Raw genomic sequence first — 23,138 nt, forward strand, 5'->3', positions numbered from 1 at the left:
CGCCCCCAGGGGGAACAGGGGTGTGGGTCGTATTCGCGCCTCGGAAGGGTCAGGGTCGGATCAGGGCTTGTCGCTGCCGACGATCCACATGGCGAAGAACTGGGCGCCGCCGCCGTAGGCGTGGCCGAGCGCGCGCCGCGCGCCGTCCACCTGGTGCTCCCCGGCCCGGCCGCGCACCTGCAGCGCCGCCTCCGCGAACCGGATCATCCCGGACGCGCCGATCGGGTTGGACGACAGCACGCCGCCGGACGGGTTCCACGGGATGTCGCCGTCGAACGCCGTCGCGCCCGCCTCGGTGAGCTTCCAGCCCTCGCTGTCGCCGCAGAACCCGAGGTTCTCCAGCCACATCGGCTCGTACCAGGAGAACGGGACGTACACCTCGGCGCAGTCGAGTTCGCGGCGCGGGTCGGTGATGCCGGCCTGCCGGTACACGTCGGCCGCCGCGTCCTTGCCGCCCTGCGGGCTGACGCTGTCGCGGCCCGCGAACTGCATCGGCTCGGACCGCATCGCCGTGCCGTGCACCCAGGCGGGCGGGTTCGGGGCCTTCTTCGCCGCGTCCTCCGAGGCCAGCACCATCGCGCAGGCGCCGTCCGACGACGGGCAGGTCTCCAGGTAGCGGATCGGCTCCCACAGCATCGGCGTCGACTCGACCATCTCGCGGGAGATGCCGGGGATCTTCAGGTGCGCGTACGGGTTGCGCAGCGCGTTCTGCCGGTCCTTGACCGCGACGAGCGTCCCGATGTGGTCGGGCGCGCCGGACCGCCGCATGTAGGCGCGGATGTGCGGGGCGAAGTAGCCGCCCGCGCCGACCACGAGCGACGTCGTGAACGGCCCGTTCACGGTCAGCGCCCACGTCGCGTTCGACTCCGACTGCTTCTCCCACGCGAGCGTGAGGACCCGCTCGTGCACCCCGGACTGGATCAGGTTCGCCGCGACGATCGCCGTCGACCCGCCGACCGAGCCCGCCGTGTGCACCCGCAGCAGCGGCTTGCCGGTGGCGCCGAGCGCGTCCGCCAGGAACAGCTCCGGCATCACGACGCCCTCGAACAGGTCGGGCGCCTTGCCGACCACGATGGCGTCGATGTCCTTCCAGGTCAGCCCGGCGTCGTCGAGGGCGCGGCGGGCCGCCTCGCGCAGCAGGCCCGCCATCGAGACGTCCAGCCGCTTGGTCTTGTACTGGGTCTGCCCGATGCCGATGACCGCACAGGATTTAGCCATTGTTCTCTCCCGACAGCACGCAGACGAGGTTCTGCTGGAGGCAGGGGCCGGACGCGGCGTGCCCGAGCGTCCGGGACGCCGTCCCGTCGTGGATGCGGGACGCGGCCTCGCCGATCCGGATGAGGCCCGCCGCCATCACCGGGTTCGCCGACAGCGCCCCGCCGGAGGGGTTGACGCTCACGCCGTCGTCCAGGCCGAGGGCCTCGCGCAGGATCAGCTCCTCATGGCTGAACTGCGCGTGCAGCTCCGCGACCTCGATCCCCGCCGCGCCGGCCTTCTCCCCCGCGAGCCGGGCGGACGCCGAGCGGGTCAGGTCGCGGACGCCGAGCGCGTGCGGCTCGACGCGGTGGTCGATGCCGGTGATCCACGCGGGCCGCTCGCACAGCTCGCGCGCCCTGTCGCCCGCCGCCAGCACGATCGCGGCGGCGCCGTCGGTGACGGGCGCGACGTCGCAGGGGTGCAGCGGCGCGACGTCGTAGCCGTCCCCTTCGGGGTCCGGCAGGTGCAGCGCGAACGGGTTCTCGCGGCCGGACGCCCGGGACCGCGCGGCGACCGCGCGCAGGTCGTCCTCCTTCACGCCCGACCTGTCCATGTACGCGCGGGCCTGCATGGCGGCCATCGACACCTGGTCGACGCCGAGCGGCGCCAGCGTGTACGGGTCGAGCTGCTGGTTCATGATCGCGCGGAGGTCGCCCTGGGACGTCTTGCCGAACCCGTACACCAGCGCGGTGTCGATCGCGCCGATCTGGAGCTTCACCCACGCCTCGTACAGCGCCCACGCGCCGTCCATCTCGACGTGGCTCTCCGAGATCGGCGGCCAGGCGCCCAGCGTGTCGAGCGCGGACACGAACGCGAACGGCGCGCCCTGCAGGTAGTCGCACGAGCCCGAGCAGGTGAAGCCGAACCGGGACAGGCCCGTCCGCTCCTTGATCTCGGTGATCACGGGGAGCACCATCTCGGTCTCGGCGATCCCCTGGTCCTCGCCGCTGTGATGGCTCTGTGCGAAGGCGACGACTGCGACATCACGCATTACATGAAGTCCTTGATCTCTTCGAAGGGGACGTCGGGCTCGTCGATGGGCTCGAACCACTTGATGTTGGACATCGAGTGGGTCCACTCATCGCGGGGCCGCCACGCCGCCTTCACCCGCATCCCCATCCGCACCTGGTCGGCCGGGATCCCCGCCACCAGCGTGAGCATCGTCAGGCCGGCGCCGTCCAGCAGGACGTAGCCGGACACGAACGGCACCTCGGGGGCGCGCGGGTCGGGGATGTTGTTGACCGCGAAGGTGGTGACGGTGCCGGTGTCGGGCAGCTCCACCTCCTCGGACGTGGGGACGCCGTCGCGCGGGCAGAACCCCTTCATCGGCACGATGACCTTCTCGCACACCGGGCAGCGGTGCCCGATGATGCGGCCCTCGGAGATCCCCTCCAGGAACCGGCCGAGCGCCCGCCCGCCCTTCAGCCGGTACTCCAGGCTCGCCCGCGGGTTGATCATGGTGACCTCGGGCAGGAAGCACTCGATGTCGCCGATCGTCCCCGTCCGCTCCGCACGGTACTTCGGCCGCACCCGCATCCCGGTCTTGAGGATCTTCGGCGGCTTCGCGCCGGTCTCGAAGACGCCGAGGTCGAGGGCGTGCAGCAGCGCGGTGTCGGCGCCGTCCGGCCGGATCAGCGCCCACGCGAACGGGCGGTCGAACGGGTGCTCCTTCGCCGGGTCCGGCACCCACGACCAGGTCGTGACCGTCCCGGCCGGGCCGACCTCGACGAACTCGTCCGTCACGTCCTCGCCGGTGTCCGGGTCGCACTCCGCCGGCGGGACGAGCACCCGGCCGCCCGCCGTGCGGACGCCGACCAGCCGGCCGTCGCGCAGCTCGCTGAGGAAGCGCCCGATCACCGGCCCGACCGAGCGGGTGTACCCGCCGGGGAACTCGACGACGTGGTTGGGGGTCTCCGATGGCGCCGAGTTGGACGGCCCTGTGTTAGATGGCACTGTCGCGGTCCTTCCAGTACGGATCCCGCAGCTTGCGCTTGAGGAGCTTGCCGTTGGGCTCGCGCGGCATCGTCTCGATGAAGTCGATGGACTTCGGCCACTTCATCTTGGCGAGCCGGCCCTCCAGCGACGCGAGGATCTCGGCCGCGAGCGCGTCACCGGGCGCGGCGCCCTCCGCGGGCTCGACGACGGCCTTGATCTGCTCGCCCCACTCCTCGTCGGGGATGCCGAACACGGCGACGTCCGCGACCTTCGGGTGCAGGGTGATCTCGTTCTCGATCTCGGCCGGGTAGATGTTCGCGCCGCCCGAGATGATCATGTCGGCCTTGCGGTCGGACAGGAACAGGAACCCGTCCTCGGTGAGGTAGCCGATGTCGCCGACGGTGAAGAAGTCCTTGAGGCGGTTCTTCTCCGTCTTCTCCTTGTCGCCCTTGTACTCGAACTCGACGCCGGCCATCTTCATGTAGATCGTGCCGTGCGTCCCGGCCGGGACGGGCTCGCCGTCGTCGTCCACGACCAGCAGCTCGCTGATCGGCCAGGCGTTGCCGACCGTGCCGGGGTGCGCGCGCCAGTCCGCCGGGCTCGCGATCGTCCCGCCGCCCTCGGTCGCCGCGTAGTACTCCCAGATGCAGTCGCCCCACCACTCGAGCATCTGCTGCTTGATCGGCACCGGGCACGGCGCCGCCGCGTGGATCGCCCACTTCATGCTCGACACGTCGTACCGGGACCGGACGTCCTCGGGCAGCCCCAGGAGCCGCTTGAAGTGCGTCGGCACCATGTGGGTATTGCTGACGCGGTACTTCTCGATCACCCTGAGGGTGTCTTCGGCGTCCCACTTGTCCATGTAGACGAGCGTGTGGCCCATCTGCAGGGCGGTGCCGCCGAACTGGGTGACGGCCGTGTGGTAGTTCGGCGAGGTGATCAGATGGGCCTGGTGCTCGCCCCCCGCGGGGCGCCCCGGCGGGATGCCGAACAGACCGAGCAGGAACGTCATCAGTTCCGCGCTGTCATCGGGGTCGATCCCCATCAGCGCCCGCTTGACGCCCTTCGGCCGCCCGGTCGTCCCGGACGTGTAGTGCATCGTGGCGCCGTTGCTGCGGTCGCCCGGAAGCGTGTCGGGCTGCCCCTCGACCAGTTCCGCGTACGGGCGGAAGCCCTCCACGTCACCGAACGCGAACCGCCGGTGCGCCTCGATCTCCTCGCCGGCGCGCGCGCCCTCCCGGGCGTAGCGCTCGTGCACGAAGAACGCCTTGGCCTCGCTGTCGGCGACGATGTAGCCGATCTCCGGCCCGGTCAGGTGCCAGTTGATCGGCGTGTAGTACCAGCCGGCCTGCAGCGCGGCGAGGTACAGCACGACGCCCTCGACACCGTTCGGGACGAGCCCGCAGATGCCGTCGCCCTTCTCCAGTCCCAGCGCGCGCAGGCCGTGCACCAGCCGGTTCGAGCGGGCGAGCAAGTCGCCCGCGGCGTACTCGGTTCCGTCCGGATCGACGGCGGCGATCCACTCGGGATCCGCCTGCGCCAACCGCCAGAAGCCCAATGACCCCATCGGATCTCCCTAAGTGACCACAGTGAGCACCGACACACCACGGCGCCCGGCAGCCAAAGTAGATCACGTTCTCGTTTTGCAGTTCAACCCCTACCGGTAGGGCAGTGGCTTAACTAGAATCTGTTCTCGTTTGACATCTAAGCTGGAGGAACCATGGCGGAACGGCTGCCGATCAGCACCGAGCACTGCATCGTCGAGCGGGACGGCCACGTGGTCATCGTCACGATGAACCGGCCGGAGGCGCGCAACGCGCTCAGCACCGCGATGCTGGTCGGCCTCGCCGACGCCTGGGCCTACATCTCGGACACGCCCGAGGTCCGCGTCGGCATCCTCACCGGAGCCGACGGGACGTTCTGCGCCGGCGCCGATCTGAAGGCGATGAGCCAGCCGTCCTCGGACCCGCGCGTGCAGGAGCGGGCCGCGCAGATCACCGACTACCACTGGAAGGGCCTGCTGCGCGACGGCCGCCCCACCAAGCCGCTCATCTGCGCCATCGAGGGCTACGCCGTCGCCGGCGGCACCGAACTGCTCACCGGCACCGACCTGCGGGTCGTCGCCGAGGGCGCCACCCTCGGACTGTTCGAGGCCAAGCGCGGCCTGTTCCCCATGGGCGGCAGCGCCGTCCGCCTGCCCCGCCAGATCGGCTACGCCGCCGCGCTCGACATCCTGCTCACCGCCCGCGAGGTGACCCCGCAGGAGGCCCTCGCCATGGGGCTGATCAACAAGGTCGTCCCGGACGGCGAGGCCCTCGCCGCCGCCCGCGAGATGGCCGACCAGATCGCCGCGTGCGCGCCGCTGTCCGTCCAGGCGATCCTGCGCGCCGTCCGCGAGACCGAGCACCTCCCCGAGGAGGAGGCCCTCAAGATCTCCGACGAGATCGGCTGGCCCGTCTTCGCCTCCGAGGACGCCAAGGAGGGCTCCCGCGCCTTCAAGGAGAAGCGCCCCGCCGTCTACCAGGGCAAGTAACGGCTACGGAGACGGGCATCCCGCCCCGCGCGAGGTGCGCGAGGCGGGATGCCGGTTCCCGCTGTGCGGGCTATCGCCGGGACGCGGTCAGTCGCGGGTCCAGTGCGCCAGGTCGGCCCACCGGGTCGCGTCGGTGGTGGTGATGCCGACCGCCCACATGGTCCCGGTCCCGGGCGCGACCGCCACGGAGTGGGCCCGGACGGTCGTCCCCGCGGGCCGGGTCAGGGTCTCGTCGCTCCAGACGCCGGCGGCGGTGCGGTGGCGCATGGTGCTGCCCCCCGAGACGACCCAGATGCCGCCCGCCCCGTCCGAGGCGACCTTGCTCAGAGAGGTGCCGGGAGCGCCGAGGACGTTGGTCCACTTGGTGCCGTTCCAGTGCGCCAGCAGCGACCGGGAGACCGACTTGCCCGTCCCGTCCGGCATCCGCGCCGTGCCGACCGCCCACACGTCGTCGTCGGAGGCCGCGTACACGTCCTGCAAGGTCGACGCGACCTCGCCCTTGACGGTCTCACCGATGTCGGGGAACGGGACGCTGGTCCACGAGGTGCCGTTCCAACGCGTGGTGGCGGGCCGCGCGGTGCCGTCCGGCGCGATCGCCCAGCCGACCGCCCACGCGCTGGCGGACGAGACGGCCGCGACCGCGCGCGGCTTGATCCCGATGGGGGTGTCGGCCCAGCCCGCGCCGTTCCAGTACTTGGCCGCCATGGCGCTGACCGCCCACGTGCGGTCGGGACCGGCCGTCGCGATGTCGGTCGGCTGGAAGCCCAGCGGAACGCCGAACGGGATCCAGGAGGAGCCGGTCCAGCGCAGCAGGGCGTGCGAGTCGCCCGAGGCGTTGAGCTGGGCGGCCACCCAGACGTTCGACGCCGACGTGGCCGAGGCGGCCTGGAACCGGTAGGGGGCGAGCGACGCGGGCAGCGGCACGTCCTTCCAGGTGCCGCCCGTCAGCCGCTGGAGGATCGGCCTGTGCGTCGTGACGTTCTGCTGGCCGCCGACGGCCCAGACCGTGCCGTCCGGTGCCGTGGCGATGTCGCTGAGAGAGGTTCCCTGGTCGGCTTTGGCGTCGCTCTGGACGATCGGCCACGTCGTCGCCGCGGCCGCGGCGACGGACGACACTGAGCGCTGCTCCGCGGAGTCCGCCATGGCGACCGCGACCGTGGTGGCCACCGCGCCCACGGCGACGGCCATCCCCGCGACCCCCAGTTTCCTGCTGCTCTTCACTCGATCCCCGTCCACTGAAAACGATCTTGCAGAAGCAGTGGAACGTAGCAGGGCCGAAAGTCAGTTCGCCCGATTTTTAGGAACATCATGTCTCGGCCCGCCATTGAGGCTTATTACCGGCTGTCCGTAAATCGCCCGGAGTTTGCCGGACCTCTCGCGTGGCACCGCTCAGGCAAGCGAGTCACGGAAGGACTGAGCAGGCCATGGCCTTGCAACTGCGACGCAGACGGCCGACGACGACGCAAGAGGCGCCGCCCCGGCGCTGGACGTGGCACCGGCGCGGCACGGGCACCGGAGCGGTCGAGCGCAAGCCGCCCCGCCGGCGGCGCACCAGGCCCAACCCGGTCAGCGCGATGATCATGATGGCCGGCTGGGCCGCCGCCGCCGTCCTCGCCCTCGGGATGCTGCTGACCTGGGGCGATGCGAACCCGGCCAACGTCCTCGTGGACGCCGTACTCGACACGGGCGGCTGGCTCGCCACCCCGTTCCACGACGTCTTCACGCGGACCGACCCGCAAGAGCAGCTCTACATCAACTGGACCCTCGCCGGCGTCGTCTACTACGTCCTCGCCCGGGCGCTGTCCTGGATGACCCGGTTCTGACCACCGAAAGGCCCCGGCCGGCGCGGAGGGATGGCGCGCGGCCGGGGCCTTCTCGGGGGATCAGCCTTCGGTGATCGTGTTGAGGCGCTCGATGGCCTCGACGTACTCCTCGATCAGGTCGTAGACGACCTGGGCGGCCGGCTTGACCTGGTTCATCGACCCGACGATCTGGCCGACCGGGAACGTCACCAGCTCGCCGTCGCCGGACCGCTGGATGCGCGGCAGCGCGTCCGCGATCAGCATGAACTGCATGGGCATCGGCAGGTAGCCGGGCGACTGCTCGCTCTCCCACGCCTCCGTCCACGCGGTCTTGAGGAAGCGGGCGGGCTTGCCCGTCCACGCCCGGGACCGGACGGTGTCGCGCGAGGTGGCCTCCAGCAGCTTGGGCAGGGCCCGCTCCGGGGTGTCGGCCTCGTCGACGGTCAGCCAGATGGAGCCCGTCCAGACGCCGTCGGCGCCGAGCGCCATGCCCGCGGCCATCTGCCGGCCCCGGCCGATGCCGCCCGCGGCCAGCACGATCGTGTCCTCGCCGACCGCGTCCACGACCTCGGGGATCAGCACCATGGTCGCCACGTCGCCGGTGTGGCCGCCGGCCTCGGTGCCCTGGGCGACGATGATGTCCACGCCGACCTCGACCTGCTTGCGGGCGTGCCGGGCGTTGGAGGCGAGCCCCGCGACCTTCACGCCGTGCTCGTGCGCCTGCGCGACGACGTCCGCCGGGGGCGGGCCGAGCGCGTTCGCCAGCAGCGCGATCGGGTGCTTGAGCGCCACCTCGACCTGCGGCCGGGCGGTCACGTCCGTCCAGCCGAGCAGCGCCTTGCCCGCCTGCTCCGAGGGCGGGTCGACGCCGTGCTCGGCGAGCAGGCCCTCGAGGAACTGCTTGTGCTCGGCCGGGATCATGCCCTGCAGCTTGCCGAGCAGCTCCTCGGCGTCGCCCATGTCGGCGCCCTCGTACTTGGCGGGCATGACCACGTCCACGCCGTAGGGTTTGCCGCCGACGTTCTCGTCGAGCCACTTGAGCTCGAGTTCGAGTTCCTCGGGAGTGAAGTGCAGGGCGCCAAGGACGCCCATGCCGCCGGCGCGGCTCACCGCCGCGACCACATCGCGGCAGTGACTGAACGCAAAGATCGGGTACTCGATGCCGAATAGTTCGGTGACTCGTGTCCGCACAGCCTCGACCCTAAGCGCGCTCCCACGAAACTGCAACAGGTTCTACTTACAAATCTCAGACCTCGCACCGCCACGTCCCCGTCGCTTCATCCCGCCCTAGCCCAATTGCCACCCACAAACCCCCGCTCCCGCACCCCGGCCCACCGCCCCCACCCGCCGTATGAGGACCGCACTAGAACACGTATCACCCACCCTTTTCCCACCACGCACTCGCAACGCGGGAGCCCGCACGAGGCGTCGGCATCCGCTGAGAGCCCAGCGCCAGCCGAGGGCCCAACACCCGCGCCCCCCGTATCCGCCCACCAGCGCGAGAACGCCCCCGCAACACCGCAGGCGCCGACGCACATCAATGAGACGTCGGCGCCGTCAGGCGGTGCGGCCTGGCGTCTTGGGCCGGCAAGGTCGGCCGCTGGCGCGGGCACGGCCTGTGGCCTTGCGGGGTGCCGGGCCGGCGGAGGCTAGGGGCGGCGGGCCGGCGGAGGCTAGGGGCGGCGGGAGGGGCCGCCGGTGGCCTTGCGTTGTTGGCGTTGGCTTTGGGGGGCCTGGCGGCGGGGTTGGGACGGTGGGGGCGGCGGGGCGGCGGCCTGGTGGGGTTGGGGGGACGGGGCGCGGGGCGGGGCCGCCGGGGTCATGTCGCCGAACTTGCCGTCGGCGCGGCGGGGGGTTTCGATGGGCGGGGGGTCGCGGCGGGCCAGGCCCATGTAGCCGCCGGTGAACAGCAGGATCAGGCCGAAGAAGATGGCGGCGGCCGGGAGGTAGCTGCGGACCAGGTCGATCTGCAGCGCGTTGCTGTTGGCCATGTCGACCATGGCCTTCTGGTCTTTGTCGGTGCTGATGAGGTCGGCCTGGGCGACGATCATCTTGCCCTTGCCGTCCGCCGTCTGGACGGTGCTGCGGATGTTCTTGCGGTGCTTGACCGGAATGCCGGTGCGCGGGTCGACCCAGACGGTGTTGTACGCCTCGGTGTAGCGGTCCACCTTCTGGTTGCCGGCGTCCTCGGGCAGGCCCAGCATCTTGGCGGGCAGCTTGGTGTCGAGCGCGGCCGTCTTCGTCAGGGGGATGGTCTGGGTGAAGCGGTACGTGGTGAGCCCGTGGACCTTCTCGACGGCGTTGAACTGCATCGGCGCCGCCTGCTTGGTGGTCATGTCGAAGAACGGGTAGTCGCGCTTGTGGACGTTCGCGATCGGGAACAGCAGTCCGTAGCCCGACATGCGGACGGCGTTGTCGCCGTCGACGTTGACGCCGCAGCAGTTGACCAGGACGCCCGTCCGGCGGTCGAAGGCGATGCGGAAGCCCTGGATCTGGACGGGCTTGTCCGGTTTGGCCTGGTCGTAGATGTTGGTCGTGGAGTCCCAGACCGCGATGTCGTCGTTGCCCTCGTTGGCGCGGACGTCGCCGCGGACGGTGTTCTTCGCCAGCAGGGTGACACCGGTCTTGACCTTGAGGTCCGCCTGGTCGAAGTACGTCGCGTCCTTCGACTCCAGGGACGTCACCTGGTAGCGGTTCAGCGGCGCGACGACCACCTGGTCGGCGATGTAGAAGCGGATCAGCGGCGCGAGCGCGAGGAAGAAGGCACCGAGGCCGATCAGGACCAGGCCGACCGGTCGCCGCATGAACACCTCCGAGGGGTGCCGTGGTCATCGCCAACGGCCGCGTCATCGTCAACGGCCGAGAGGCCGGGTCCGGCATGCCCGGATCACACTACAGGACCCCCGAAACCGGGAGTCCAATAAGGCCGGTGCCGCCGGGTGGGCTGTCCCGTGGGAGTGTACTGACCGGTAGGCTCCGCGTTACCTTCGGACGTCCCGACCCGGTGAGGTGGGCCTTGACCTCGGCGCATGGGCGCCCGGCGGCGCAGGACGGGCTCGTTCCCCGGCACTGTGCGACGCTGGCGCGGTCGGTGCGGCTGCTCAGCGCGTTCCGGCGCGAACGGCGGGAGCCGGAGCACTTCTACGACCTCATGGCGCGCGATGCCGTCGCCCTGCTCGGGTGCTACACCGAGGTGCGGGGCGCGACTGTGATCGATGTGGGGACGGGCTTCGGGTTCTTTGCGCGCGCGCTGACCGCGGCTGGTGCGCGCTGCGCCGGGATCGATCATGATTTTGGTGAGCTGGTCGCGCATGGCCCGGGTCGGTCGAGCCGGCTTGTCGCGAGTGCGCTGGCGCTGCCGTTCAGGGCGGACGCCGCCGACGTGTGCTTCTCGTCCAATGTCCTGGAGCATGTTTCCGACCCGTGGCGCATGGCCGGGGAGATGGTCCGCGTGACGCGGCCCGGCGGGACGGTGTTCCTGTCGTTCACCAACTGGCTGTCGCCGTGGGGCGGGCACGAGACCTCGCCCTGGCACTACCTCGGCGGCGACCGGGCCGCCCGCTGGTACGAGCGCCGGACGGGGCGTCCGCCCAAGAACCGGTACGGGCACAACCTGCACCCCGTGTCGGTGGCGTCGGCGCTGGCATGGGCCCGGGGACGGGACGACGTGCGGGTCCTGGACGCGCTGCCGCGCTATCATCCGCGCTGGGCCGAGGCCGTGGTGCGCGTCCCGGGGCTGCGGGAGGTCGCGACGTGGAACCTCGTCCTCGTGCTCAGGAAGAGGGAGTCGTGAGACCTGCCGCGCCGCCGCCGATCTCCGGTCACCAGAACACGATCGACGGCCTGCGGGCGGTCGCGGCGCTCGCCGTCCTCGTCTTCCACGTCGCGAGTTCGGCGGGGTCCATCACCAACCCGGACGGGCCGCGGTGGCTGTTCAACGGCGGTCAGATCGGGGTGCCGATCTTCTTCGCGCTGTCGGGCCTGCTGCTGTACCGGCCGTGGGCGGCGGCGGCTCTGGACGGGCGATCCGCTCCGCGCACGGCGACCTATCTGCGCCGGCGCGTCTTCCGCATCATGCCGGCCTACTGGGCCGTGGTCGTGGTCTACATGGTCACGGCCGGCCGGGACCACATCGGCGACCCGGTCACCTGGGCGTCGCTGATGACGCTCACGCAGACCTACCTGCCGGGCGCGTGGTGGCCCACCGACCTCGGGCCGTCGCATCTCGGGCAGTGCTGGAGCCTCGTCGTCGAGGTCGCCTGGTACGTGACGCTGCCGGTCACCGCGGCCGTCCTCGCCTGGTACGCGCGCCGGACACGGACCGACGACGTCGGCGTGCGGGCCAAGCGGCTGCTGATCGGCATCGGCGTGTACGCGGCGCTGTCGCTGCCCTGGACGGCCGTCATGTTCGTCCCGGAGCGGCAGACGCAGATGGGGCTGTTCCTGCCGCGGTACTTCGCCTGGTTCGCGATCGGGATGGCGCTCGCGGTGGTGACGGTCTGGGCGCGGCTGGACGAGCGGCGCCCGGTCGCGGCGCTGTGCCGGGCCGTGTCGGACTCGTGGGCGGCGTGCTGGACGGCGGCGGCCATGCTGTACGTGGTCGCGGCGACGCCCGCGGCGGGCCCGCTGAGTCTGCGGGACGCCGACACGTTCTGGACGTCCGTCCTGCATGTGGTGGTGTTCGGGCTGTGCGCGGCGGCGTTCGTGGCGCCGGTCGTGCTTGCGCCGCCGGGGCAGCCCGTGCTCGGCGCGATCCTCGGCAACCCGGTGATGCGGTTCCTCGGCCGGATCTCCTACGGCGTGTTCCTGTGGCAGCTGCTGATCATCGTCTCCTGGTACGACGCGGCGGATCGGACCTTCCGGGGGGACGTGGCGACGGACCTGCCCCTGATGGCGGCGGCGACCATCGCAGCGGGGACCCTGAGCTACTACCTGGTGGAGTGGCCGGTGCAGCGGCTGGCCCGGCGCCGGGACCGGGCCCGCCCGGCCCCTGCCCCGGTGCCGTCCAGCTGAGCGAGATCCGCCCGGCGCCCGGGTCGCCGCCGGGCGGCTTCGGCCGCCACAGCTCGGCCGCGAGGCGTCCGACGACGGCGAGCCCGAGCAGCTGCGGCACGATGTCGCCGAGCGCGCCGGACGGGGCGGCGGGGTTGCCGGGCACGTCCAGCCACCGCGCGGCGGCGAGGCAGCCGGTGCCCGCGAGCATGGGGACCGCGATCGCCCACGGGGAGGCGAGCGCGCGCAGGACGGCGGAGCGGCGGGTGCGGGCCCAGCCGCACAGGGCCGCGACGCCCAGCGTGACGGCGACGCCGGGGGCCCCGGCGATCCAGCCGCCGAGCGCGGCGGCGAGCCCGATCGCGGCCCACGCGGGCCAGCCCGTTCCGGCGACCATGGCGCGCGGGTCGGGCCGCCGCCGGCGGGCGGAGCCGCCCGGCCAGACCGCGGCGATCAGCAGGACGAGGAGCAGGTTGAGGCCGGTGACGACGGCGATCCGCTGCGCCCGGTCGGGGGTGTAAACCAGCTTGATGACGCCGCTGGTGCCGGCGGGGACGAGCCAGCCCTGCTTCCAGCCGTCCAGCCGGACGGCGCGCAGCTCGGTGCCGCCGGCGGTGGCGCGCCAGCCGGTGTTGAAGTTCTCGTTCACGGTGAGGAACGAGTCGGCGGGGGCGTCCACGCTCAGTTCGCGGGAGCTGGAGCCCCAGCTGAGGACCTTGACCTGCTGCGGCGGCTCGGCGTCGGCGGCGGGCCGCGGCTTGGCCCCGACCGTGACGGTGTCGATGCGGTAGTTGTCGAGCGGCGCCGCCGTCAGGTGGTTGCGGCCCTTGGCGAGGACGGCCTGCTTGCAGGCGCTGAACTGGAGCGGCCGACCGGCGAGCAGATCGCCGAGCGTGCCGGTCGCCTTGGTCTGGACGGCCCCGCTCCGCTTCTGACCGGCGGCGCTCCGGCCGCTGCCGGAGGTGCCGTTGGCGTTGCCGGCCCTGCCGCCGCCGCGGGCCTCGCCGTTGCCGCTGCCGGACGTGCCGGCGCCGGAGGTGGCGGTCTGCGTGCCGGGTGCGCCGATCCGGAGTTTCGGGCCGAAGCCGCACGGCAGTTCCAGCGGGTAGGCGCGCACGTCGGGGAACGGCTTCACGCCGGGGATCTTCAGCTCGGCGAGCTGGATGGGCTGGGTGCGGCCGTCCCGGAAGAAGGTGATCTTCAGCCGGTCGGTGGTCATCGGCGCGAACGACAGCTTGCCCGCGGTGTCGGTCAGGCCCTCGCGGGACTGGCCGTTCGCGCCCTCGACCCGCAGCCGGACCGGGCCCGCCGCGCCGGGCGGGCGGGTGACCGTCACCGTGGACACCCGCTCGCGGCCCTTCCACCGGACGCTGTAGACGGGCTGATCGTCGCTCTCCCCCGCGATCCAGGACGTCGCTGGGTCGCCGTCGAAGCCGGATCTGGCCTGGTCGGCCGGGTGGCGGGACAGCGTCGAGGTCGCGGCGACGGACGGCTGCCCGTGCACGGTCGTGTACCGGTCGATGAGCCGCTGGTCGGTGAGGACGGCCGTGCCCGTGACGGGCGCCCTGCCCGCGACCGCCGAGGTGAACGTCCGGTCGAAGCCGTCGCCCTCCTCGTCGCCGGAGCCGAGGGACGGCGAGCACACCCAGCGGGCGCTGCCCTTCATGCATTCGCTCGTCGCGCCGGGCGCGCGGCTCATCACGTAGGTGGCCGGGCCGTCGACGCCGGCGGGCGCGGGCAGCGTGTAGGTGCGGGTCGGGGTGACGCCGCCGATCGCCACCTCGGAGACCGCCGCGCGCGCGAACGCGGGGACGGCCGGCTTCGAGGCGAGGGCGGTGATCCGCAGCCGCAGCCAGCGGGTCGGGCCCTCCGGTACGCGCAGCGCCTGCGGGGCGGCGGTCTGCCGGACGCCCTGCTCCAGCGTGCCGTTCTCGGTCTCGACGGCGACGCGCGACACCGGCGGCCCGAGCGCGCTGTTCTGCGGGAACGCGACGGTCATGTTCCGTACGTCGCGGGCCTTGTCGAAGTCGGCGCGGAGCCACTGCCCGACCGGCCCGTCGTAGCCGGCGGTCTCCCACGCGGAGAGCGGGTTGCCGTCGAAGGCGGCGTACGGGACCGCCTCGGGCTTGCGGGCCTGCGGGATCGCGTCGTCGCCGCCCGCCGAGGTGGACGCCGTGATGTCGCGGACCCCGCCGCCGTAGGTGACGTGGGTGGCGTACCGCGCCCAGCCTTTGTCGAGGACGTCGGAGGCCTCGCCCCGGTGCGCGGCGGACATCGTCAAGGAGGTCTGGTGCAGTTCGCCGAAGTTGCGGCGGATCAGCCGGGGCGAGTCGGTCACGACCGGGGTGCCGCCCAGGTCGGCGGCGTCGTCGTCCAGCAGGACGGGCGCGTCCGGGAGGGCCTTGTCGTCGGCCATGGCGAGCAGCGACTCGGGCCCGCCGTAGACGCGGACGGGGTCGGCCGCGCCGGTCAGGCTCGCGACGTCGGCGGCGCCCTCGACCTCGTAGACCTCCAGCGGCGGGTACCGCTGGTCGACGGCCGTGACCGCGTCGTCGTTGCCGCCGCCGACGGGCGCGCCGAACGCGGCGACCCGGCGCAGGCCGGGCGAGTCGTCCAGCGCCTGGTGGAGGCGGGCGGGCCAGGCGCCGCGCAGCGCCTCCCGCCGCAGGTCATTGCGGACCAGGACGTACCGGACGCCCATCCGGCCGAGGAAGTCGCCCAGGCCCGGCGAGCCCTGCCCGGAGCGGACCTGCTGGTCGATGGCGTCGAGCGCCCGCGTGTAGCCGGGCGACCCGGCCGGGACGAGCTGGCGGACGCCCCACCGCGCCGTCAGCAGCGGCTGGACGATGTCGTCCATCGGGCGGCCCCACAGGTACTCGCCGAACGGCGCGCCGGGGACGGCGAGGACGCCCTGCTGCCCGGCGCGCGCGTTGATCCACGAGGCCGCGTCACGCCAGTACTTGGGGACGTCCTTGAACTCGCCGGGGCCGGACAGGCCGTGCGAGACGGCGGTGAGGCCGATGCCGCCGAGCGCGACGGCGGCGGCGACCGGCAGGCTGAGCAGCGACCGCGCGGCCGGGCCGAACGCGGGGCCGGACCCGCCGCTCAGGCTGCGCACGCCGCCGTCGGGCCGCCGCGCGGCACGGGCGTTCCGGGCGTCGCGGGAGTTGCGGACGTGCCGGCCGGCCGCGGCGAGCAGGTGGGCGAGGCCGAGCGCGAGCGGCAGCCGGACGACCGCGTCGAACTTGTGCAGGTTGCGCATCGGCGCGAGCGGGCCGTCCAGCAGGTCGCGGAGCTGCGCCGCGAACGGGCCGGGGATGTCGCTGAGGTGGCCGAGCGACGCGATCGCCACCCCGGCCAGCAGCGTGACCAGCAGGAACGTCCGCTCGGGAAGGAGCCGGGCGAGCAGCCCGGCCAGCCCGAGCGCGGCGACGACGCCCGTACAGACGATCGGGACCGGGCTGAGCGAGAGGCCGTGCCCGACCGGCCACCAGACCTGCCCGTCGACGATCAGGTAGTTGACCCAGCGCTCGGCGCCGCGCAGCACGTTGACCAGGCCGGTCGGCCCGGTCGTCGTCGCCGCCTTCTCGGTGTAGGTCAGCCAGGAGAACCCGTAGGTGCCGGTGAGCAGCAGCGGGACCAGCCACCACGCGGTCGCGGCGGCGGTGGCCGCCGACCACCACGCGAGCATCCGGACGCGGAACGACCCGCGCGGCCGCGTCAGGATGTAGAGGAACGGGACGAGCAGCACGGCGACGGTGGCGGTCGCGTTGATGCCGCCGCAGCAGGCGATCGCGAGCCCGGACCGGGCCGCGGCCTTCAGCCGCCCGGTCTCCCCGGACGCGGCGGCGGCCAGCGGCAGGACGATCCACGGCAGCATCGCGACCGGCAGGTACTCCGAGGAGATCTGGCCGAGCGTGGCCAGCCCGTTCGGGGCGAGCGCGTACGCCATCGCGGCGAACAGCCGGGTGCCCTGGCCGTCGCCGTCCGGGCCCGATCCGCCGATGCCGAGCCGCCCGGCCAGCCGCCACATGCCGATGAAGGCCAGGCACATCAGCAGCGACAGCCAGCACCGCTGGGTGATCCAGGCGGGCATGCCGATCACGTCGCCCAGCGCGAAGAACGGCCCCATCGGGAACAGGTAGCCGACGGCCTGGTTCTGCAGCTGGCCGAACTGCTCCGGGTCCCACAGGTGGACGGCGCGGCCGAGGAACCCGAGCGGGTTCACCGCCATGTCGATCTTGGTGTCGGCGAGGATGGCGCCGGGCCGGGTGGCGAACGCGAGCGCGGTCAGCGCCAGGCAGCACGCGAGCACGCGCAGCCGCTCCCGCAGCCGCGCGGCGGCGTCCGGGCCGGCCGGCCCGCCCGGCCCGCCGGGGCCGGGCCCGCGGGACGCGCCGGCGCGGGGCGGATTCGCCTCTCCCACGGCCATGCTCGCCCTCTGCCTCTCTTCCGCCTGTGCTCCGGGAGTCACCCGGGGTGCCCGGTTCGCCCGGGATATCAGCCTGAGTGTCCGCCACCGTACCGGCGGCCGCCCACCCGCCGGGCGGGGGCGCCGTCGCGTACGGCGGCGGTCACGAGGTCGCGCATCCGGTCGGCGGTGCGCGACCAGTCGAACTCTGCCGCACGCCTCTGACATTCCGTGGCCGTCCGCTCGCGGAGCGTGGGATCGGCCAGCTCCTTGAGGGCGCGCTCGACGACTCCGGCCAGGTCGTCGCCCTCGCGGACGAGCCACCCGGTGGCCCCGTCGCGGACGGCGTCGCGGAGCCCGTCCACGTCGAAGGCGACGGTCGGGACGCCGAGCGCCGCGGCCTCGATCACGCTGAGACCCCACCCTTCGCCCTGGGACGTGCTGAGGTGCAGGTCGGCGCGGGCGACCAGGGCCGCCTTGACGTTCTCCGGGACGTATCCGTGCGCGATGACGACGCCCTCCAGGCCGCGCTCGCCGATGGCGGCTTTCAGCGCGGGTGCTTCAGGGCCGTCCCCCACGATGTGGAGCTTGAGGGCGGGGTGGCTACCGGCGAGGCTCTGCGTGAGGTCCAGCAGGAGGTTGAGGCGCTTGTGCGGGACGAGTCGCGTCACGGACACCAGTTCCGGGTCGCCTGGGGCCTCGGCCACCTCGCCATCGGGTTCGGCGACAGACGACCCGTTGTGGACGACGTGGGCGGGCCCCGTCCAGCCCAGACGTTCCCTTACGGCGCGCAACGTGGACGGCGAGACGACAACGAACGCATGCCGCCGATACGTCCAGCGGCTCACCGGCCCCTCCAGCACTTGCCCGAGCCAGGCGAGCCATCTGGGGAAGTACAAGCCGAACTGGGCGTCGTGCACATGGTGGACGACGCAGAACACCGGTACGCGGCGGGGCAGCACCCACGGTGTGAAGAACGGGATGCCGTTCTGGCAGTCGATGACCGCGTCGAAGCGGCGGCGGTGCAGCAGCATCCAGAGCAGGACGAGTGGGTAGACGGTGAAGCGTCCGCCCAGGCGGACGAACTCCACGCCCTCGACCCGCTCCCTGCGCCGCTGGCCGGGCGCCCGGCACGTCACGTAGTGGACACGGGCGCCCTCAAGGGCGAACCTGCGCGCCAACTCCCAGGCGTACCGTTCGGCACCGCCCGCGGCGGGGTGCCAGGGGTCCCGCCAGTTGACGACCGCCAGTCGCAGATCCGCGCTCATCCTGACTTTGCGCTCGGCGCCGGCGCCTGCTCGGGGATGGCGATGGCCCCCGGGCGCGGCTCGGGGAGCTTCGGCTCGGCGAGGATCGTCCGGACCGGCACAACCGGAATGATCGGCGTCGCGGGGAGACCGGGCATGCGGAAACCGGCGCGCGCGCGGATGAGCGTCAGGTCCACCATGCATTGGAACGAGTGGCGCCATACAGAGAAGGTGGAGCCGGGACGGTCACGCCAGATGACCGGGATGGCCGTGACGGACGCCCCCCGCCGCACGCAGTGGGCCAGCAGCTCGACGTCGAACGAGAACCCGGTGGTGCGCAGCTGCTTCGCCGCCGTCCGGCCGAGCGGCCCGTCGAAGAACTTGAACCCGCACTGGGTGTCCTGGATGCCGCCCACCAGATCGCGGACGATCCGGTTGAACGTGATGGCGCCGAGCCGCCTGACAGGAAGCGCGTAACCTTGGACGACCGACCGACCGTGGCGCCTTGACCCGACCACGACCGGGCGGCCCTCGCGCAGCAGGACGATGGCTTCGTCCAGCGCGGCGAGGTCTGTTGCCATATCGGCGTCCATGAACCCCACGTACGGGGCCCGCGTCTCCAGCAGCCCTGCCCGGACCGCCGCACCCTTGCCCCGCACGTCGCACCGCACCAGGCGCACCGGCACCGGGCCCTCGAACGACCGGACGATCCCGGCCGTCCCGTCGGTGCTGGCGTTGTCGACGACGATGACCTCCGCGCGCAGCGGGAGGCCGGCGAGCTTGTCGCACAGCAGCGCCAGTCCCGCCGGAAGCCGGTCGGCCTCGTTGTGGGCGGGAACGACGATCTCCAGGAGGGCGGGGCCGTCACGCCAGGTCCCCATCAGGGCCTACAGGTCACCGGGAGCCGTAGTTGTACAGCGGCTCGATGACCGGGTCCTTCTGAGAGGCGTTCACGAGCTGGACCGTGCTGAACGACACTCCGGCGGCCAGCAGTACGCCGACCAACGCGGCGATGGCGATGCGCATCAGGGGGTCCTTCGTCGGTGATGGGGGCTGCGGGGCTTGATACTGCCGAGTAATGGAAAGCTCAGAGTAGTACCTGGGGCCAGGAATGACCAGAAAACGACCAGACTGACAATGCCCCAGGCGGCGGCCACCGGCGGCACCGGCACCGCCGTCCCGCCCCCGCCCGCGGCCCCGTCGATCCGGTAAACGGCGAGGTCAGCGCCACGCAATACCTCAACGGCCGCGCCGGACGGACGGACGGACCCGATCTCCGCGTCGACCACGACGTACCGTACGCCCATGTCACGGAGCGTGTCGGCCGGCGGCGCCCCGGTCTTCGCGACCGGCGCGAGCCGCACCGCCCTCGGGTCCTCTTGCGGGACGGTCGTGTCGCCCACGGTGACGGCGTCGTCCACGATGACGCGTCGGTGCAGGTAGCGCGGCAATGGGTCGAGCACGCGACGCCCGTGGTTCCAGGGGTAGCTCCTGTACGACGCCCACGGCAGCACCAGCACGTCGCCTTGCGCTGGGTCGCTGTCGATGATGTTCCGCGCGCGCGCCCAATCGTCCGGGTAGTGGACGGCTCGCAGGTCGCCCGCCGCACCCCACGCCAGCGTCGGCAGCAGGATCACCGGCACGGCCAGCGCCCCGGCGGCCACTCCCGGCCATCTCGCCTCGGCCGCCTTGTCGGCGGCCACACCGAGCCCCACCGCGACCACGACGGCGAGCGGCGCCGCGTACTGCTGCCCGTCCCGCAGGACGGCGAACCCCGGCCACAGGCCGATGAGCCCTTCGAGGACGGGAGCGGCGACCGCGCCCAGCGCCGCGATCACGAACCCGGCCGCCGCCGCGACCGCCGCCCCGCGCCACCACGCCGCCTCTCTCCCCCACGCGCCGTACGCGATGAGTGCACCGACCACCACGAGCAGCCAGAGCGTCGCCGTCACTGGCGCGCCGTAGCCGCTCGGTACCGTCTCGCCGTTCCACACACCGCCGAGCAGGAGCAGGCTTCCGAGCGTCCCGAACGGCGTGTCCGCCCTGGCCGCGAACAAGTCGACGGCCGCTCCGTCCCCCGGCAGGCCCGCCGGCCTCAGCAGCCCTGGGACCAGCCACGGCAGGCTCAGCACCGCCGCTGACGCGATGACCCTGCCACCAGCGCGCGCGGGGCCGCGACCACTCACCAACGCAACCGCCAGGGCGGTGATGGCGGTGACGGTCAGTGCGGCGAACCCGCCGATGGCGGCGGGCAACATCGTGCGGACCAAGCGGCGCGTACCGCCCCGCTCGTCCGTGCGGACGGCGGCGCCCACCACCCACGGCAGCGCCGCGTAGCCGAGCAGCAGCGCCCACTGGCCGAGCAGCAGCCGCTCTGCGACGAACGGGTTCCACGCGTAGCAGACCCCTGCGGCGAGCCGTGGCAGGAGGCGGCGCGACGGCACCAGCGACGCCGCCGACGTGCACGCCATGACGAAGACCGCCAGCAGCACGAGCTTCTGCACGACGTCCGCAGGGATGACGGCGGCGAGCGCCGTGACGAACGCGTCGCTCGGAACGTGCCGGGGCACGATCCCCGTCAGCCCGAACGTCAGATGCGTGAACGCGGGGTCGGGCACGAACACCATGTCGTACGACAGCACGAACCCGGGCGCGAGCCCCGGCCCCAGTGCCGCAAGCCCGAGCCCCAGCCCGGTCAGTGCGGCCACCAGATGCCGCGTCCGTGCCTTCAAAGCGTCCGTGCCTTCAAAGCGTGCGCGCCTTCAAAGCGTCCGTTCTCCCCTGTGGGCCTGGACGCTACCTCACCGGCTCGGGGTCGCGGGGCAGCCCGAGGATGCGCTCGCCGATGACGTTGAGGTTGACCTCGGTCGTGCCGCCCCCGATCGTCATCGCGCGGGACGCGAGCAGGTAACGGGTCCAGCGCGCGCGCAGATCGTCCTTCCAGCAGCCGGTGAGCGCGCCCTCCTCGCCGAGCAGGGTGAAGCCGAACTCGGTGACCTGCTGGCCGTGCTCCATCGCCACCAGTTTCCGGACGTTCGCCGTCGCGCCCGGGTCCGTGCCCGAGAGCTGCTTCAGCGTGGCGCGGAGGCCGAGCAGGTTGAACGAGTGCTCGTCGCACGCGAGCCGCCCCAGGCCGTCGCGGACGACCGGGTCCCCGTCCAGGCCGAGCCCGGCGGTGAGGTCGAGCAGCTTCGGCAGGTCGCCGCCGAGCTGGAAGCTGCTGGTCAGGCCGACGCGCTCGTTCGCGAGGGTGGTCCGGGCGACGCGCCAGCCCGCGTTGACCGGGCCGACGACCAGGTCGTCGGGGACGAACACGCCGTCCAGGAACACCTCGTTGAACACGGCGTCGCCGGTGCACTCGCGCAGCGGCCGGATCTCGATGCCTGGCGATTTCATGTCGACCAGGAAGTAGGTGATGCCGTCGTGCTTGGGCCGGTCGGGGTCGGTCCGGGCGATGCAGATGCCCCACTTCGCCTCTCGGGCGAGGGACGTCCAGATCTTCTGGCCGGTGATCGTCCAGCCGCCTTCGGCGCGCTCGGCGCGGGTGCGCAGCCCGGCGAGGTCGGAGCCCGCGCCCGGCTCGGAGAACAGCTGGCACCAGATGATCTCGCCGCGCAGCGTCGGCGGCAGGAAGCGCTCCTGCTGCTCCGGCGTCCCGTACTGGACCAGCGACGGGACGACCCACGCCGCGATCATCAGCGGCACCGGGCGCACCTTCGCGGCCTTCAGTTCCTGCTGGATGACGATCTGCTCCAGCGGCCCGGCGCCGCGCCCCCACGGCTCCGGCAGGTGCGGCGTCACCCAGCCGCCCGCCGCCATGGCCGCCCGCTGTTCGAGCGGCTCCATCGCGGCCAGTTCGGCGACGCGGGCGCGGATCTCCTCGCGGACCGGTTCGGCGTCCTCGTCCAGGTCGATGCTCATCGGCCGCCGGACGCCCCGCACCGCCAGCGCGGCGACACCGGCGCGGTGCTCACTGGCCCGCCCCAGCAGCGCGCGGAGCGTCAGGGCCCGCCGGTAGACGAGGTGGGCGTCGTGCTCGTAGGTGTAGCCGATCCCACCGTGGATCTGGATGTTGCCCTCGGCGCAGGTGACGGCGGCGTCCGCCGCCAGGACCGCGGCGACTCCGACCGCATACGCACGCTGTTCTTCGGGTTCGCTCAGCGCGCGCGCCGCGTCCCATACGGCGGCCCTTGCGCGCTCCACGGCGATGAGCATTCGGGCGCACAGGTGCTTGACGCCCTGGAACTGCCCGATCGGACGGCCGAACTGCTCGCGGAGCTTGGCGTAGGCGACGGCGTCGTCCAGTGCGCGCCCCGCGACACCGCATGCCTCGGCCCCCAGCAGGACGACGGCGAGGGCGTGTGCGTCGACCCCGTCCAGGAAGGCATCGACGGTCACGCTATCAACGGCGACCGATCCGACAGGGCGCGTGATGTCGAGCGACTCCAGCGCCCCTACGGTGACGTCGTCCTTCCCTAGGACGACCCAGCGGTCACCGGCCGGAAGCACGAACAGATCGGCCAGCAGGGCGCCCAGCACGGGCTGCACTGTGCCGGAGACCGTGGAACCGTCCACGTCCAGGCTGCCGGACAGTGCCACGGCCGCCGTCCGGGAGCCGTCCGCCAGACCGGACACATCCGCCCCGGACGCATGCAGGATCGCCGATGCCAGCACGGTCGGCGTGTACGGGCCCGGCGCCAGCACCCGGCCCAGCTCCTCCAGCGCGACGGCCTGCTCCAGGAGCCCGAAGCCCTGCCCGCCGGCCGCCTCCGGAAGGTGCAGGCCGGGCAGCCCTTGGGCGGCGAGCGCCGGCCAGAACCCGGCGTCGGCCTCCCGCGCCGCCGCCGGGGCGATGCTCCGCTCCGCGAACCCGCGCACCGACGCCGCCAGCGCCTCGTGCTCCTCGGTCAACCCGATCGCCATGGCCACACCCCTCCTCGGACGTGGCCACAGCCTATTAG

General features: G+C 72.6%; 16 protein-coding genes and 1 pseudogene. 4 read left to right on the forward strand and 13 right to left on the reverse strand.

All coding sequences use genetic code 11. The features are described from left to right. Positions 1-60: 60 nt before the first annotated feature. From HUT06_RS36805 to HUT06_RS36820, 4 genes are read right to left on the reverse strand one after another with little or no spacing between them, the layout of a single operon-like run. The gene (locus tag HUT06_RS36805; RefSeq protein ID WP_176199935.1) at positions 61-1,218 is read right to left on the reverse strand and encodes a thiolase domain-containing protein; all 1,158 of its coding nucleotides are present in this window, start codon (positions 1,216-1,218) and stop codon (positions 61-63) included. Next, the gene (locus tag HUT06_RS36810) at positions 1,211-2,248 is read right to left on the reverse strand and encodes a thiolase domain-containing protein (RefSeq protein WP_176199936.1); all 1,038 of its coding nucleotides are present in this window, start codon (positions 2,246-2,248) and stop codon (positions 1,211-1,213) included. The genes HUT06_RS36805 and HUT06_RS36810 overlap by 8 nt, the downstream gene beginning before the upstream one ends. Beyond that, positions 2,248-3,210, reverse strand: a complete 963-nt coding sequence (locus HUT06_RS36815; RefSeq protein WP_176199937.1) for a Zn-ribbon domain-containing OB-fold protein — start codon at positions 3,208-3,210, stop codon at positions 2,248-2,250. Before HUT06_RS36815 ends, HUT06_RS36810 begins: the two co-directional genes overlap by 1 nt. Further along, a complete protein-coding gene (locus HUT06_RS36820; RefSeq protein WP_176199938.1) occupies positions 3,200-4,759 on the reverse strand; it encodes an acyl-CoA synthetase in 1,560 nt (519 codons plus the stop codon). Before HUT06_RS36820 ends, HUT06_RS36815 begins: the two co-directional genes overlap by 11 nt. 153 nt (positions 4,760-4,912) lie before the next feature. Between HUT06_RS36820 and HUT06_RS36825 the strand changes: the two genes are divergently transcribed. Continuing rightward, complete coding sequence (locus tag HUT06_RS36825; protein WP_176199939.1) at positions 4,913-5,725, forward strand: crotonase/enoyl-CoA hydratase family protein; 813 nt, start codon at positions 4,913-4,915, stop codon at positions 5,723-5,725. Between the two features lie 87 nt (positions 5,726-5,812). Here HUT06_RS36825 and HUT06_RS36830 read toward each other — a convergent pair whose 3' ends face one another. Beyond that, positions 5,813-6,946, reverse strand: coding sequence for a hypothetical protein (locus tag HUT06_RS36830; protein WP_176199940.1), 1,134 nt, complete (start codon positions 6,944-6,946; stop codon positions 5,813-5,815). Between the two features lie 203 nt (positions 6,947-7,149). Between HUT06_RS36830 and HUT06_RS36835 the strand changes: the two genes are divergently transcribed. Beyond that, positions 7,150-7,548, forward strand: a complete 399-nt coding sequence (locus HUT06_RS36835) for a hypothetical protein (RefSeq protein ID WP_176199941.1) — start codon at positions 7,150-7,152, stop codon at positions 7,546-7,548. A gap of 60 nt (positions 7,549-7,608) precedes the next feature. Here HUT06_RS36835 and HUT06_RS36840 read toward each other — a convergent pair whose 3' ends face one another. Then, a complete protein-coding gene (locus tag HUT06_RS36840) occupies positions 7,609-8,718 on the reverse strand; it encodes a nitronate monooxygenase family protein (protein ID WP_176199942.1) in 1,110 nt (369 codons plus the stop codon). A 482-nt stretch (positions 8,719-9,200) separates the two neighbouring features. Further along, on the reverse strand, positions 9,201-10,331 hold the full coding sequence (locus tag HUT06_RS36845; protein WP_176199943.1) for a DUF3068 domain-containing protein: 1,131 nt from the start codon (positions 10,329-10,331) through the stop codon (positions 9,201-9,203). A gap of 212 nt (positions 10,332-10,543) precedes the next feature. On the opposite strand from HUT06_RS36845, the gene HUT06_RS36850 reads away from it, so the two are divergent. Next, positions 10,544-11,320, forward strand: coding sequence for a class I SAM-dependent methyltransferase (locus HUT06_RS36850; protein WP_254715581.1), 777 nt, complete (start codon positions 10,544-10,546; stop codon positions 11,318-11,320). Next, complete coding sequence (locus HUT06_RS44955; protein WP_254715582.1) at positions 11,317-12,540, forward strand: acyltransferase; 1,224 nt, start codon at positions 11,317-11,319, stop codon at positions 12,538-12,540. The genes HUT06_RS36850 and HUT06_RS44955 overlap by 4 nt, the downstream gene beginning before the upstream one ends. Positions 12,541-14,794: 2,254 nt before the next feature. On the opposite strand, the pseudogene HUT06_RS44960 reads toward HUT06_RS44955, so the two are convergent. From HUT06_RS44960 to HUT06_RS36875, 6 genes and pseudogenes are all read right to left on the reverse strand, one after another. Beyond that, positions 14,795-16,951, reverse strand: a pseudogene (locus tag HUT06_RS44960) (alpha-(1->3)-arabinofuranosyltransferase family protein); the annotation flags it as partial. A gap of 68 nt (positions 16,952-17,019) precedes the next feature. Continuing rightward, positions 17,020-18,198 carry a glycosyltransferase family 4 protein gene (locus tag HUT06_RS36860; protein WP_176199945.1) on the reverse strand — a complete coding sequence of 393 codons (1,179 nt, stop codon included), beginning with the start codon at positions 18,196-18,198 and terminating at the stop codon, positions 17,020-17,022. Beyond that, positions 18,195-19,058, reverse strand: coding sequence for a glycosyltransferase (locus HUT06_RS36865; protein WP_176199946.1), 864 nt, complete (start codon positions 19,056-19,058; stop codon positions 18,195-18,197). The genes HUT06_RS36860 and HUT06_RS36865 overlap by 4 nt, the downstream gene beginning before the upstream one ends. A 13-nt stretch (positions 19,059-19,071) precedes the next feature. Further along, positions 19,072-19,203: a hypothetical protein gene (locus HUT06_RS45415; protein ID WP_274704639.1), complete on the reverse strand. Its 132-nt coding sequence runs from the start codon at positions 19,201-19,203 to the stop codon at positions 19,072-19,074. Beyond that, a complete protein-coding gene (locus tag HUT06_RS36870; protein ID WP_254715583.1) occupies positions 19,203-20,885 on the reverse strand; it encodes a hypothetical protein in 1,683 nt (560 codons plus the stop codon). Before HUT06_RS36870 ends, HUT06_RS45415 begins: the two co-directional genes overlap by 1 nt. Before the next feature lie 88 nt (positions 20,886-20,973). After that, positions 20,974-23,100, reverse strand: coding sequence for an acyl-CoA dehydrogenase (locus HUT06_RS36875; RefSeq protein WP_176199947.1), 2,127 nt, complete (start codon positions 23,098-23,100; stop codon positions 20,974-20,976). Positions 23,101-23,138 lie beyond the last annotated feature (38 nt).

The sequence above is a fragment of the Actinomadura sp. NAK00032 genome (genome assembly GCF_013364275.1).
Classification (GTDB): Bacteria; Actinomycetota; Actinomycetes; order Streptosporangiales; family Streptosporangiaceae; genus Spirillospora.